At 68.5% G+C, this 12,643-nt stretch carries 9 protein-coding genes; 1 reads left to right on the plus strand and 8 read right to left on the minus strand.

Going from position 1 to position 12,643, the window contains the following annotated elements:
- Positions 1-59 precede the first annotated feature (59 nt).
- From ASC91_RS11875 to mutS, 8 genes are all read right to left on the minus strand, one after another.
- The gene (locus tag ASC91_RS11875; RefSeq protein ID WP_082532615.1) at positions 60-1,322 is read right to left on the minus strand and encodes a DUF3999 family protein; all 1,263 of its coding nucleotides are present in this window, start codon (positions 1,320-1,322) and stop codon (positions 60-62) included.
- On the minus strand, positions 1,303-3,960 hold the full coding sequence (locus ASC91_RS11880) for a DUF2339 domain-containing protein (RefSeq protein ID WP_162247776.1): 2,658 nt from the start codon (positions 3,958-3,960) through the stop codon (positions 1,303-1,305). The genes ASC91_RS11875 and ASC91_RS11880 overlap by 20 nt, the downstream gene beginning before the upstream one ends.
- Positions 3,961-3,965: 5 nt before the next feature.
- Complete coding sequence (locus ASC91_RS11885) at positions 3,966-4,253, minus strand: DUF1330 domain-containing protein (RefSeq protein WP_056196820.1); 288 nt, start codon at positions 4,251-4,253, stop codon at positions 3,966-3,968.
- Positions 4,254-4,327: 74 nt separating this feature from the next.
- The gene (kdsA, locus tag ASC91_RS11890; RefSeq protein ID WP_056196823.1) at positions 4,328-5,185 is read right to left on the minus strand and encodes a 3-deoxy-8-phosphooctulonate synthase; all 858 of its coding nucleotides are present in this window, start codon (positions 5,183-5,185) and stop codon (positions 4,328-4,330) included.
- Positions 5,186-5,188: 3 nt separating this feature from the next.
- Positions 5,189-6,820 carry a CTP synthase gene (locus ASC91_RS11895; RefSeq protein WP_056197248.1) on the minus strand — a complete coding sequence of 544 codons (1,632 nt, stop codon included), beginning with the start codon at positions 6,818-6,820 and terminating at the stop codon, positions 5,189-5,191.
- A gap of 58 nt (positions 6,821-6,878) precedes the next feature.
- On the minus strand, positions 6,879-7,682 hold the full coding sequence (locus ASC91_RS11900; protein WP_056196826.1) for an alpha/beta fold hydrolase: 804 nt from the start codon (positions 7,680-7,682) through the stop codon (positions 6,879-6,881).
- Between the two features lie 72 nt (positions 7,683-7,754).
- Positions 7,755-8,573 (minus strand): ABC transporter substrate-binding protein, encoded by an 819-nt coding sequence (locus tag ASC91_RS11905; protein ID WP_056196829.1) that lies wholly within the window; start codon positions 8,571-8,573, stop codon positions 7,755-7,757.
- A gap of 5 nt (positions 8,574-8,578) precedes the next feature.
- Entirely contained in the window at positions 8,579-11,140 is a 2,562-nt protein-coding gene (gene mutS / locus ASC91_RS11910; protein ID WP_056196832.1) for a DNA mismatch repair protein MutS, read from the minus strand.
- Positions 11,141-11,503: 363 nt separating this feature from the next.
- On the opposite strand from mutS, the gene ASC91_RS11915 reads away from it, so the two are divergent.
- The gene (locus ASC91_RS11915; RefSeq protein WP_162247777.1) at positions 11,504-12,574 is read left to right on the plus strand and encodes a porin; all 1,071 of its coding nucleotides are present in this window, start codon (positions 11,504-11,506) and stop codon (positions 12,572-12,574) included.
- Positions 12,575-12,643: the final 69 nt, after the last annotated feature.

Genomic DNA, 12,643 nt, shown 5'->3' on the forward strand with positions numbered 1-12,643 from the left:
AGTGTGCCAAGCGGGCGTTACCGTGTCACAACAAGCGGCCGGTGCGTTGGGGCTGGAGTTTAAGTGCTGGGCTGCGTCGGTCCCTGGCGCCATAGCCGCCAGGTGACGGCCGCGAGCAGCACGACGCCCACGCCCAGCACGGCCCACAGCAGCAGGCGGCGCGGGGGTAGAGCGGGTTCCGCGGCTGGCATGGCCTGGGGTGTGAAGGCGCCGAGCTGGGCTCGGCCCAGGCGGGCCTGCTCACGCTGCCAGTCGGGCACCACTTCGGCCAGCGAGTGCGGGCCGGTCTCTGGCGCTGCGGCGCCCACCTGCAGGCTGAAAGGCGGTTCGCCCTGGGCAGCCCACACGAGGCGGGTGACGCGCACGGCCCAGTCCAGGCGCAGGCTGTCGGCGGGCGGCAATGCGGTGCCGCGCGGCGGCAGCAGACGCAGCTCGCTCGCTCCCACGTTCAGCGGCAGTGCCGGTGCGGCGTCGGCCGGGGCATCGCCGCGGTCCACGCGGTAGAACACGCTGCGGGCCACGGTCTGCCACGGTGCTTTCGCGCTTGAGCGCGTCTGCACCTGCACGGGCAGGATCCAAGTGCCCTGCGTGCCGGCCAGCGTCAGGCTCAGCAGGGGCTGTGGGCCGCCGAGCGGGATGACCCAGCCGCCATCGGCATCTTGCGCGGGCAAGGGCGAGCTGCGAACCAGCTGCTGCGGCGCTGCGCCAGCGGGTTGGGCCAGCAGGGTGGCGGCCTCGGGCTGCACGGCGCGCGTGGCGTCGTCCCACACCAGGCGCAGATAGCGTTGCGGACGGCCCGGCAGGGTGACCAGCGGCTGGGCCAGCGGCGCGCCGTCGGTCGTGCGCAGGCCCAGCAACTGACCGGTTCCCAGCACTTGCCAGGCTTGCAGGTCGGGGCTGGTCTCCAGCCGGTAGCCGGCCTGGAAAGCTGCGGCGTCGGTGGGCCAGCGCAGCCGCAGTTGGCGGGGCTCGGCCGGCCATTGGGCCGGCTCGCCCAGGTCCAGCAGCCAGCCGGCGGGAAGCCGATGACGCGGTGCCGACGCGGCGACCGGCGCCGGCGGCAGCGCGGCCAGCTTCAGCTCGCGCTCGGGCATGGTCAGCAGCTCGTCCGGCAGCAGCGCGAAGGGCACGCGGCGGCCCTGGGCGTCGAGCAGCTGCCAGTCGCGCAGGTCGCTGCCCAGGCTGTGCTGCCAGGCTTCGGCCGTGGCATCCAGCGTCAGGAAGGGCGCGGGTTGGGTGATCTGCACCGGCGCGCGGTGCGGGCTGGCTGTGGCCGATGTGGCGGCCAGCAGCACCAACAGCTCAAGAAGGCTTTTTCTCATCTTGTGTAGAGCCCGGCAAAGGCGCGATATAGCCGATGACCAGCATCAACACACCCACGCCGATGAAGGAAACGATGCGCAGCACGGTGCCGCTGCCCTGCAGGTCGAACAGCATCAGCTTCAGCACGACGGCACCCAGCAGCACGGCGCCGGCCAGCCAGGGCGCGCGCTGGTGGCGGCGCGTGCCCAGCAGCATCAGCACCAGAGCCAGGGCGCTCCACAGCAGTGCCAGGCCGGTCTGCACGCCGCGGGACTCGAGCCAGCCGTCGACGTGATAGGGCACATCGCCCCAGTGATGGAAGCAGCGGATCAGCATGCCGTTGAGCCAAAGGAAGGCCAGGGCTGCCGGCACAGCCAGCGAGGAAGGCGGCAGCTTGAGCGCGGCAGCAGCCGGGCTGCGCAGCCAAGCGACGACGGCCAGCAGCGCCGCGGCGATGCCGAGATCGAGTGGATTCAGCACCGGGATGTAGGGCAGAGGCTGGGCAGTGCCGGGGCTGGCCCAGTTGGCGATCAGCACCCAGGCCGAAAGTGCCAGGCTCAGCACGGCAGCGCCCACCTGGGCATAGGCCGCAGGCGCCAGGCGCAGTGGCCAGGCCTGTTGATCGGCAGGGCGACGCTGCTGGCGCAGCACGGCAGCCAGCAGCAGCGCCGGCACCAGCAGCCAGCCCAGCCAACCCCAGGCGCTGCCGGGGTCGCCGAGGTCGGCCGTCCAGTGGCGGCCTTGCAGAGCGCCGAGCAGCGCAAATGCCAGCAAGCTGCCGGCATGCGTGGCGTTGCGCAGCAGCGCGGGCCAGTGCGACGCCGTGCGTTGCAGCACGAGTGCCTGCGCAACCCAGGCCAGCGGCAGTGCCCACACGCCGCCTGCCGACAGCGGCGCGCCGTGCAGCACCGTGCCCAAGATACCGAGCAGGCCCCAAGCCGGCAGCAGCAGCGCGGTCGGCCACGCGGCCGTGGGCCAGCGCCACAGTGCCTGTAGGCCCAGCAGCAAGAAGCCGATGGCGGCGATCAGCGCGACGCTGACGGCCCACTCGTGCGGTGCCGCCACCCACTGGTCAAGGACGATGCCCGCCGCGACGGCGAGCCACACCGTGCCCCAGCCGACCAGAGCGAACGCGACGCCGGCATGCCACGGCCGGCTGTCATCGCGGCCGAGGAATCGGGCAGCACCCAGCCCTGCCGCGGCGATCAGCAGCGCATTCAGCAACTGCGATGCCGCATGAAGGCCGTCCAGGTCATCGCGAGACATCGACATCACCAGCGTGGCGCCACCCAGCGCCATCAACGCCAGGCCGCTCGCTAGCACGCGCAGGCGTCGCTGGCGCAGGCTCAGCCATACCGCACCGACACCTTCCAGCGCCCAGGCACCGGCGGTGGCCTCGGCGCTGAGCGCGAATGGAATGACCAGCGTGCCGAACACGGCGCCGAGCGCGATGAAAGCCTCGAACACCAGGGCATGGGCTGGGCGGCGCCGCACCCAGGCGGCCAGGCCCGCGTAGGCCGCGCCAATCAGCAGCGCAGCAAAGGCGATGGCCATCGAGTCGGGCTTGAGCAGCGCGTACTGCATCGCCGAAGCGAAAACAGGCACGCCGAACAACAGCGTGGCTTGCAGCCAGACCTCGGGTGCTTGTGCGCGGCGGCCCGGCATCAGCAGCACGGCGGTGAACAGCAGCCAGAAGGTGACGAGGAAGCCCTGGGCGACGGCGTAGTCGGCGGGCGTATAGGCCGTCAGTCCCCAGGCACTCGCGATGAGGGCGGTGAAGCTGAAGGCGATCAGGTTCAGGCGCGGCCAGTGCTTGAACCAGGCGACGAGCGCCACGCCCAGACCGAGCACGAGGTAGTAACCCAACAGCATGGCGATGGCGCCGCCGCCGGTGGACAGCAGCAGCGGCGTGGCATAGCCGCCCAGGGCGGCGACGACGGCCAGCGCCTGTGCGTCCTGCTTGACGGCCAGCAGTGCCGCCAGCAGCGAGACGGCCAGCATCAGCGCGAACACGAGTGCGAGCGGCTCCAGGCCGGCCAGCTTCACGGCGGCAAACAGCGTCAGGTAGACCACGGACACGCCGCCGCCCTGCAGCAGCAGCCCGTAGCCGCGCGAGCGCAGCCTCAAGCGCCAGCCAATGACCAGCAGCGCAATACCGGTGGCACCGATGCCGGCCAGGCGCACTTCCAGTGGCACCGTGACGTTCTCTGCCGCGAAACGCGCGAGGAAGACGAGGCCGAGGAAGAGCATCGCCAGCCCCACCTTGACGATGGTGTTGGCCGCGGCAAGGCGCTGGGCCCAGGCGGGCATGGGGATGGGACGGCGCGGGACGGGCGCCGGGGCCGGTGGTTGGGGTGCCGGCCTGGGCGGCGGCGGTGCAGCAACCGGCGTCGCGACGGTAGGTGGCAACGGCGCGACAACCGCTTCGGTCCGCTGAGGCACGGCCACAGGGGGCGTTGAAGCGGGTGGTTGAGCGGGCAGCGGCGCCGGCGCCGGTCCGCGGGCTGTGAGCTGCTTTTCCAGGCCGGCGATGCGCCGCCCCTGTTGCATCTGCTGCCAGCCCAGCCAGCCCACCGCGGCGCCGAGAAACGCGCCGATCAGACTCTCCGAGGCGAAGCCGCCGAACAGCGCGCCCAGCAGCAATGCAACGACGGCCACGGGGCTCAAACGCCTTCGATCAACACCATGCGCATGACGGCGATGCCCTCGCGGGCCTCACGCGCCACACCGTACTCGGGCGAGTCATAGAAAGCCTGTGCGGCTTCCGGCGTGGGGAACTTCAGCAGCACGACACGCTCGGGTGTCCAGTCGCCTTCGAGCACCGTGGTCTTGCCGCCGCGCACCAGCACCTCGGCGCCATGCTGCTTCATGGCCAGCGTCGAGAGCCGCCGGTAGTCCTCGTATTGCGCTGGGTTGGTGACCTTGACGTTGGCGAGGATGTAGGCAGCCATTTATCTCTCAGCAGCTGAAATCATTTTGACGAAGGTGCAAGTCAACGCATGCCAGTTCGTCGAATGATCTCCCCTTAGCAGGAGAAATCATTCTCCAAAAGAGGCTGCTTCTTGACGACGCGATCCAGCGCCACCAGTTGCTCCAGCAGCGTCTTCATGTGCTTGAGCGGCACGGCGTTGGGGCCGTCGCTGAAGGCCTCGGCGGGGTTCGGGTGCGTCTCCATGAACAGGCCCGCCACGCCCACGCCCACGCCGGCCCGGGCCAGCACGGGCACCATCTCGCGGGCACCGCCGCTGGAGCCGCCGAGGCCACCGGGCTTCTGCACCGAGTGGGTGACGTCGAAGACCACCGGCGCGCCGGTGTTGCGCATTTCGGCCAGGCTGGTCATGTCGGCGACCAGGTTGTTGTAGCCAAAACTGACGCCACGCTCGCAGGCAAGGAAGAGGTCTTCGGACAGGCCCACCTCGCGCGCGGCGGCGCGGGCCTTGTCGATGACGTTCTTCATGTCCCAGGGCGCGAGGAACTGGCCCTTCTTGATGTTGACCGGCTTGCCACTTTGCGCGACCGCGCGGATGAAATCCGTCTGGCGGCACAGGAAGGCCGGGGTCTGCAGCACGTCCACGACGCTGGCGACCTCGGCCACCTGCGAGGCATCGTGCACGTCGGTCAGCACCGGCAGGCCGGTCTGGCGGCGCACCTCGTCGAGGATCTTCAAGCCGGCTTCCATGCCGACACCGCGCTTGGTGGTGCCGGACGACCGGTTGGCCTTGTCGAACGAGCCCTTGTAGATCAGCGGAATGCCGAGGGCTGTGCACGCTTCCTTCAGCAGGCCGGCGACGTCGAGCGACATCTGCAGCCCCTCGATCGAGCAGGTCCCGGCGATCAGGAAGAAGGGCTTGTCGATGCCGACATCGAATCCACAGAGCTTCATAGATCAGGCCTTCTGATGGTGTTCCAGCGCAGCCTTGATGAAGGCCGTGAACAGCGGATGGCCGCCCCAGGGCGTGGACTTGAATTCGGGGTGGAACTGCACGCCCACGAACCAGGGGTGCACCTCGCGCGGCAGCTCGACCATCTCGGTCAGCTTCTCGCGCTGGGTGATGGCCGAGATGACGAGGCCGGCCTTCTGCAGGCGGTCGAGGTAGTGCTCGTTGGCCTCGTAGCGATGGCGGTGGCGCTCGGTGACGATCGGGCCGTAGATGTCACGGGCCAGCGTGCCGTCCTTGACGTCGGAGCTCTGGGCGCCCAGGCGCATCGTGCCGCCGAGGTCGCTCTTCTCGTCACGCTTCTGGATGCTGCCGTCGGCGTCCTGCCACTCGTCGATCAGCGCGATGACGGGGTGGGGCGTGTCGGGATCGAACTCGGTGGAGTTGGCGTTCTCGAGGCCGGCCATGTGGCGGGCGTACTCGATGGTCGCGACCTGCATGCCCAGGCAGATGCCCAGGTAAGGCAGCTTGTGCTCACGGGCGTACTGGGCGGCCAGGATCTTGCCTTCCACGCCGCGCTTGCCGAAGCCGCCGGGCACAAGGATGGCGTCGAACTTGGCCAGCGTGTCGACCGTCTCGGGCGTCAGCGTCTCGCTGTCGACGTACTCGATCTTGACGCCGGCATGGTTGTGGATGCCGGCGTGGCGCAGCGCCTCGTTGAGCGACTTGTACGAGTCCGACAGGTCGGTGTACTTGCCGCACATGGCGATGGTGATCTCGGTCTTGGGGTTTTCGACCTCGTAGACCAGGGTGTCCCAGCGCCTCAGGTCCGTGCTCTTGGTGTTGAGCTGGAGCTTGGTGCAGATGAGCTGGTCCAGGCCCTGCTCATGCAGCATGCGCGGCACCTTGTAGATGGTGTTCACGTCCCACATCGAGATCACGCCGTACTCGGCGACGTTGGTGAACAGCGAGATCTTCTCGCGCTCGTCGTCGGGGATGCGGCGGTCGGCGCGGCACAGCAGCGCGTCGGGCTGGATGCCGATCTCGCGCAGCTTCTGCACCGTGTGCTGGGTCGGCTTGGTCTTCAGCTCGCCGGCGGCGGCGATCCAGGGCACATAGGTCAGGTGCACATAGGCCGTGTTGGTCGGGCCGGCGCGCAGGCTCATCTGGCGCACGGCTTCGAGGAAGGGCAGGGACTCGATGTCGCCCACCGTGCCGCCGATCTCGACGATGGCCACGTCAACGCCCTCGGCGCCGCGCTTGATGTATTCCTGGATCTCGTTGGTGATGTGCGGGATCACCTGCACCGTCTTGCCGAGGTAGTCGCCGCGGCGTTCCTTCTCGAGCACGGTCTTGTAGATCTGGCCGGTCGTGAAGTTGTTGGCCTTCTTCATCCGCGTGGTGATGAAGCGCTCGTAGTGGCCGAGGTCGAGGTCGGTTTCGGCGCCGTCGTCGGTGACGAAGACTTCACCGTGCTGGAAGGGCGACATCGTGCCGGGGTCGACGTTGATGTAGGGGTCCAGCTTGATCAGGGTGACTTTGAGGCCGCGCGATTCGAGGATGGCAGCCAGGGAGGCCGACGCGATGCCCTTGCCCAGGGAGGACACCACACCGCCGGTGACGAAGACGAATTTGGTCATGTCTTGCAGCACGCAGAACAGCATGCTGAGGTGGGAAATTGCGATTGTACGAGACCCGTCAATTGGGCCCCAGCAACTCCAGCACCAAGTCGGCCGTTTCCTCAGGTTTCTCGAAAGGGAACAGGTGCGAGCCCTCCATCCAGCGCCAGTTCTCCCCAGCCAGTTTCCTGGACGCCGCGGCACCCGCCTGGCGCAGCTCGGCCGAGCGCGTACCGCCGACGAAAGCCACCGGGCACTGTGGCGGGCGCAGGCGCAGCAGCAGGGGCAGGTGGTGGGGCAAGGTACGGTAGATGTGGGCCTCGACCTCGCGCGTGAAACGCAGCCTGACCTGGCCGTCTTCCGACTCTTCGAAACCGGCGTCGATGTAGTCGGCCAGCACCCGTGGGTCCCAACGGGCGAAAAGCTTCTTGGCTGAGAAATGCTTGTAAACGGCCTCGCGATCCGGCCAGACATGGCGACGCTCGCGGGCGATCTTGGACGGGCCGTAGCGGTGGATGAGTCCCGTCGTCTTGGCCATCGCAACGACCGCGGCCTTCATGCCCGACACGACGGGTGAGTCCAGCATGACAAGGCGGCTGACGAGATCGGGTCGGCGGCAGGTGGCCATCAAACTCAGCATGCCGCCCAGCGAGTGGCCGACAAGGGCGACCTGGCCTTGCGGGCGCACTTCATGCTCGATGAAATGCAGCAGCTGGTCACGCAGGCGGCGCCAGTCGCCAGTCACGGGGAAGCGCGGGTCGTGGCCAAAGCGGTCCAGCGCCTCGACGCGCCAGCCGGCGGCGCGCCAACGCTCGAACAGCACGCGGTAGCAGCCGGCGGGATAGCTGTTGGCGTGAGAGAAGACCAGCGTGCGAGTTGTCATGGGCGCGCAGTTTGCCTGCGTCGGGCGACCTGTTCAGCGTCAGTTCTGGAGTGCCGAGTCCAGACGTGGCCGTCAGTCGGGCGGCAGCTCAAGCTCCAGCACGCGGCGCCTGCCGGCGTGGATCTCATCAAGACTGCGCCTGAAGCTGGGAATGCTGCGGAACAGGCGGTCGAAGCTGCCGTCGGCCAGGGCCGCGCGCAGGCCGCGCTCGATGCGGTCGGCCAGGGCGGGGTTGTCGCGGCTGGTGAAAAAGTAGAAGGGCACGCCGTAGTGCAGGAACAGGGTCTGCTCGATGGCCAGGCCGCTGTGCTGTTGCTGCTCGTACCAGGCCTCATAAACGCCGCGCGGCATGTAGTCGAAGCGCCTGGCGCCCAGCATCGCGAAGAGCTGTTCGTAATTGACGGACGTGACCACGGGCAGGCCGTTGGCGCGCAGTACGTCGGTCGATGGCCAGCCCTCGCCGGCCCCGGCCGTGAAGCGGCTCAGGTCGGTCAGCGTGCGCACGGCCCGGAAACGCGCCTGGTCACCCCTGCGGATCAGGAAGACGCGGTAGTCGTTGAGTTCGCGCAGCAGCGAGAAGCGCACAGGAAGGAGCTCGGCCTCGCGCCTGGTGTTGCTGCCATCCCAGATGACGTTGATGGCGCCATTGTTCTTCAGCTCGACGAACTGGCGCTGGCCGCTCATCGGCTGCTCGTAGTGCTGGATCTCGAAGGCCCCGTCGCTGGCCTGCGTCTTCTCCAACGCCAGGCGCAGCAGTTGCGGGAAATAGCTTGCGTGCTCCTGCGAGCTGGGCGACAACTGCGGGATGGTGACGCGCAGGGGCTCCGCAGCCAGGGCGGCGGAGGGGCCTATCGTGGACAACAGCGCCAATGCGGCGCGGCGCCGGTTCATGGCGTTCAGCTGGCCGCCAGGCGCTTGAGTTGGTACAGCGCTTCCAGTGCCTCGCGCGGCGACAGCGCGTCGGGGTCGACCTTGGCCAGCGCCTGCAGCAGCTCGCTGGGCTCGGGCAGGGGCGGCGGCGCGGGCGGGGCGGCGAAGAGGTCGAACTGGTCGTCGGCCGCGTTCTGGCGGGCCTCCAGGGCCTCCAGCGTCGCGCGGGCCTGGCGCACGAGGCTGGCGGGCATGCCGGCCAGCTTGGCGACCTGCACGCCATAGCTGCGGCTGGCCGGGCCGGGCTGCAGCTCGTGCAGGAAGACGATGTCCTCACCGCTCTCCACGGCCGACACGTGCCAGTTCTGCGCCTGCGCATGCTTGGCAGGGAACTCGGTCAGCTCGAAGTAGTGCGTGGCGAACAAGGTGAACGCGCGGGTCTTGTCGTGCAGGTGGCTGGCGATGGCCGACGCCAGTGCCAGGCCGTCGAAGGTGGAAGTCCCCCGCCCGATCTCGTCCATCAACACGAGGGATTGGTCGGTGGCCGAATGCAGGATGGCCGCACCTTCGGTCATCTCCAGCATGAAGGTGGATTGAGCGTTGGCGAGGTCGTCCGCCGCGCCGATGCGAGTGTGGATGGCGTCCATCGGCCCAAGGCGACAGCTCGTCGCCGGCACATAGCTGCCTATTGATCCCAGCAACGCGATCAGCGCCACCTGGCGCATGAAGGTGCTCTTGCCGCCCATGTTCGGGCCGGTGATGACGAGCAGCTTGGTACGCGCATCGAGCTTGCAGTCGTTGGGCATGAACTCCGTGCCGCCAGTCTCGTGCAGGCGGGCCTGCACGACGGGGTGGCGGCCGGCTTCGATCTCCAGGCAGGGCTGGGTGACGAACTCCGGCCGGCACCAGTTCAGCGTGACGGCGCGTTCGGCCAGCGCCGCCAGCGCGTCCAGACCGGCCAGCGTGCGGCCCAGCGCCGTCAGCGGCTCCAGGCGGCTGATCAGGGCGTCGATGACCTGCTCGTACAGCAGCTTCTCGCGCGCCAGCGCCCGCTCGTTGGCGGACAGGGCCTTGTCCTCAAAGGCCTTCAGCTCCGGCGTGATGTAGCGCTCGGCGTTCTTCAGCGTCTGGCGGCGCTGGTAGTCCATCGGCACCTTGTCGACCTGGCCCTGCGTCACCTCGATGTAGAAGCCATGCACGCGGTTGAACTGCACGCGCAGGTTGGCGATGCCGGTGCGGGCGCGCTCTCGGGTTTCGAGGTCGAGAAGGAAGCCGTCGCAGTTCTGCTGGATGCCGCGCAGCTCGTCCAGGTCGGCGTCGAAGCCGTCGGCGATGACGCCGCCATCGCGCGTCAGGATGGCCGGCTCCAGCGCGATGGCGCGCTCCAGCAGCTCCTGGATGTCGGCCGGCGGGTTCAGGCTGGCGTCGCGCAACGCGGCGGGTGTCACAGCGCGCAGTTGCGGCAGCACCTGAAGCGTCGCGCGCAAGCCGGTCAGCTCGCGCGGGCGCACCTGGCGCAAGGCGATGCGGGCGGAGATGCGTTCCACGTCGCTGACCGATTTCAGCGCTTCGCGCAGGGGCTCGAAGCCTTCGTCGTGCAGGGCGGCGATGGCGTCGTGGCGCGAGACGGCTTCCGCCCGGTCACGCTTGGGATGCAGCAGCCACTGGCGCAGCGTGCGGCTGCCCATGCCGCTCTTGCAGGTGTCCAGCAGCGAGAAGAGGGTGGGACTCGGCTCGCCGCGCAGCGTCTGCGTCAACTCCAGGTTGCGCTGGGTGGCGGGCGGCAGGTCCAGCAGCTCGCCGCTGCGCTGCACGCGCAGGGAGCGCACGTGGGCGAGAGCCCGGCCCTGGGTGTGTTCGGCAAACGCCAGCAAGGCACTGCCGGCCGCGTGAGCCAGCGTCAGCTCATGCGCGTTGAAGCCCTGCAGGCCGGCCACGGCCAGTTGTTCGCACAGCTTGCGCTGGCCCAAAGCGGCGTCGAACTGCCAGCTCGGCCGGTTCGTGACCGGGAAGCGCGCCTTCATGACGCCCGATGGCTGCTGCTCGCGATTCACCAGCACCTCGGCTGGCGACAGGCGGGCCAGCCAGGCGGGCAGTTCCACGTCGCTGCATTCGGCCAGGCCGATCTCGCCCTGGGTCAGGGACAGCCATGCCAGCCCATGGCGGCGACCGTGGCCGGAGACGGCCAGCAGCACGGCGTCCTGCTTGTCGGCCAGCAGTTCGGTGTCGGTGATGGTGCCCGGCGTGACGACGCGCACCACCTTGCGCTCCACAGGCCCCTTACTCGCGCCGACCTCGCCCACCTGCTCGGCGATCGCCACCGCCTCGCCCAGCTTGATGAGCTTGGCGAGATAACTCTCCAGCGCGTGCACCGGCACGCCGGCCATGACGACGGGCTGCCCCGCGCTCTGGCCGCGCTGCGTCAGCGTGATGTCCAGCAGCGCGTTGCACTTGCGCGCGTCATCAAAGAAGACTTCGTAGAAATCGCCCATCCGGTACAGCAGCAGCGTGTCCGGGAAGTCGGCTTTCAGGCCCAGGTACTGGGCCATCATGGGCGTGTGGGCGCTGAAGTCAGCGGGCTGGGTCATCGGCGTCGAGCAAATAACAAAGCCCCCCGGCGGAGGGCTTCAGAATGGGCGACAGTTTACGCGGCGGCCAAGTAGGCTGGCCCGTCGGTTGAGCGGCCGACGGCCACGGAGCCTTCGCTGTGCTCCTGGCTTGCCGACGAGGCGCGCCGGCTGCCAACCTCCGTCTGGACAAGGGCGAACCGCTGGAGCGCTGGAATCGGCCTTCGCGACGGACAAAGCGCCATCAGTCACCCACGGAACGAGCGCTGGCGAACGATGCCTACCGATATGTTTTATGTTGCTGTGGCGGTGTATTTGGTGCTATGAATACCCGTCCCACCAGGGTGGGCCCCGGATCCTGCACAACAACACATGGAGACCGCCATGAAGACAGGACGTTGGAGGGTGGGCTTTGTGGCCCTGGCCACTGCGGCTGTGGGCGTGCAGGCGCAGCAGGCGGGGAGCGTGCAGCTCTTTGGCCTGATGGACATCGGCGTACAGCAGCTCAAGGCCGACGGCGTCGGCAAGCGCCACCTGGTCACCAGCGACGGCAACGCCTCCAGCCGCTTGGGCGTGCGCGGTAGCGAGGATCTGGGCGGCGGGCTCAAGGTTGGCTTCTGGCTGGAGTCGGCCCTGTTGGTGGACGACGGCAGCAGCGGTGCGACCAGCACCAACAACAAGGACTCCATCAGCGGCGGTCTGACCTGGGCGCGCCGTGCGACGGTGCAGTTGTCCGGTGACTGGGGCGAACTGCGCCTGGGCCGCGACTATGTGCCGTCCTTCATCAACCTGACGATGACCATGCATCCCTTCGGCCCCAATGGCGTCGCCAGTTCGGGGCTGTTGTTCTATCCCGCGCCCGCCAATGGCACGACGCCGCGCACCAATGCGCGGGCGTCCAACTCCATCGGCTACTTCCTGCCGCCGGGCCTGGGTGGTGTCTATGCCCACGTGATGCTGGCCTTGGGCGAGCAGGGCGATGGCCCGACGCACAGGGACGGCCAGTTGCAGGGCATGCGCATCGGCTGGCGCAACGAGGCCTTCAACGCCGCGGTCGCGATTACGCGCACCCGCTACGCGACGGGCGACTACAAGCAGAGCAATGTCGGTGCGGCCTGGCAGTTGGGCCCGGTCAAGCTGATGGGACTGTGGGGCGAGAACAAGGTCGGCACGACGAAGACGACGGCGCGCATGGTGGGCACGCGGTGGCAGGTGGGCCCGCAGGGGGAGGTCCGCTTTGCCTACACGACCTTGAGCGCCAAGGGCGTGGCCAGCGACGCGAGTCATATCGCGCTCGGCTATGTGCACGATCTGTCCAAGCGCACCGCGCTGTATGGCAACGCCGCCCGCGCCGACAACAAGGGCACTGGCGTGCGCTTCAACGTGGGCATGGCGACGACGGTGCCGGGCGGCAACTGCAGCGGTGCCGAACTCGGCGTTCGCCACAGCTTCTGAGCGGCGCAAGAAACACCCATAAAGAGCAAGGCCCGCAACGCGGGCCTTGTTGATTCAGCGAAGCGCTTG

Source organism: Pelomonas sp. Root1237 (genome assembly GCF_001425055.1).
Lineage (GTDB): Bacteria > Pseudomonadota > Gammaproteobacteria > Burkholderiales > Burkholderiaceae_C > Pelomonas.

Bases quoted from the DNA above. Each gene is read 5' to 3' on its own strand.
- ASC91_RS11875 (WP_082532615.1), bottom strand. From the start codon at position 1,322: ATGAGAAAAAGCCTTCTTGAGCTGTTGGTGCTGCTGGCCGCCACATCG.
- ASC91_RS11885 (WP_056196820.1), bottom strand. From the start codon at position 4,253: ATGGCTGCCTACATCCTCGCCAACGTCAAGGTCACCAACCCAGCGCAA.
- kdsA (WP_056196823.1), bottom strand. From the start codon at position 5,185: ATGAAGCTCTGTGGATTCGATGTCGGCATCGACAAGCCCTTCTTCCTG.
- ASC91_RS11895 (WP_056197248.1), bottom strand. From the start codon at position 6,820: ATGACCAAATTCGTCTTCGTCACCGGCGGTGTGGTGTCCTCCCTGGGC.
- ASC91_RS11900 (WP_056196826.1), bottom strand. From the start codon at position 7,682: ATGACAACTCGCACGCTGGTCTTCTCTCACGCCAACAGCTATCCCGCC.
- ASC91_RS11905 (WP_056196829.1), bottom strand. From the start codon at position 8,573: ATGAACCGGCGCCGCGCCGCATTGGCGCTGTTGTCCACGATAGGCCCC.
- mutS (WP_056196832.1), bottom strand. From the start codon at position 11,140: ATGACCCAGCCCGCTGACTTCAGCGCCCACACGCCCATGATGGCCCAG.
- ASC91_RS11915 (WP_162247777.1), top strand. From the start codon at position 11,504: ATGAAGACAGGACGTTGGAGGGTGGGCTTTGTGGCCCTGGCCACTGCG.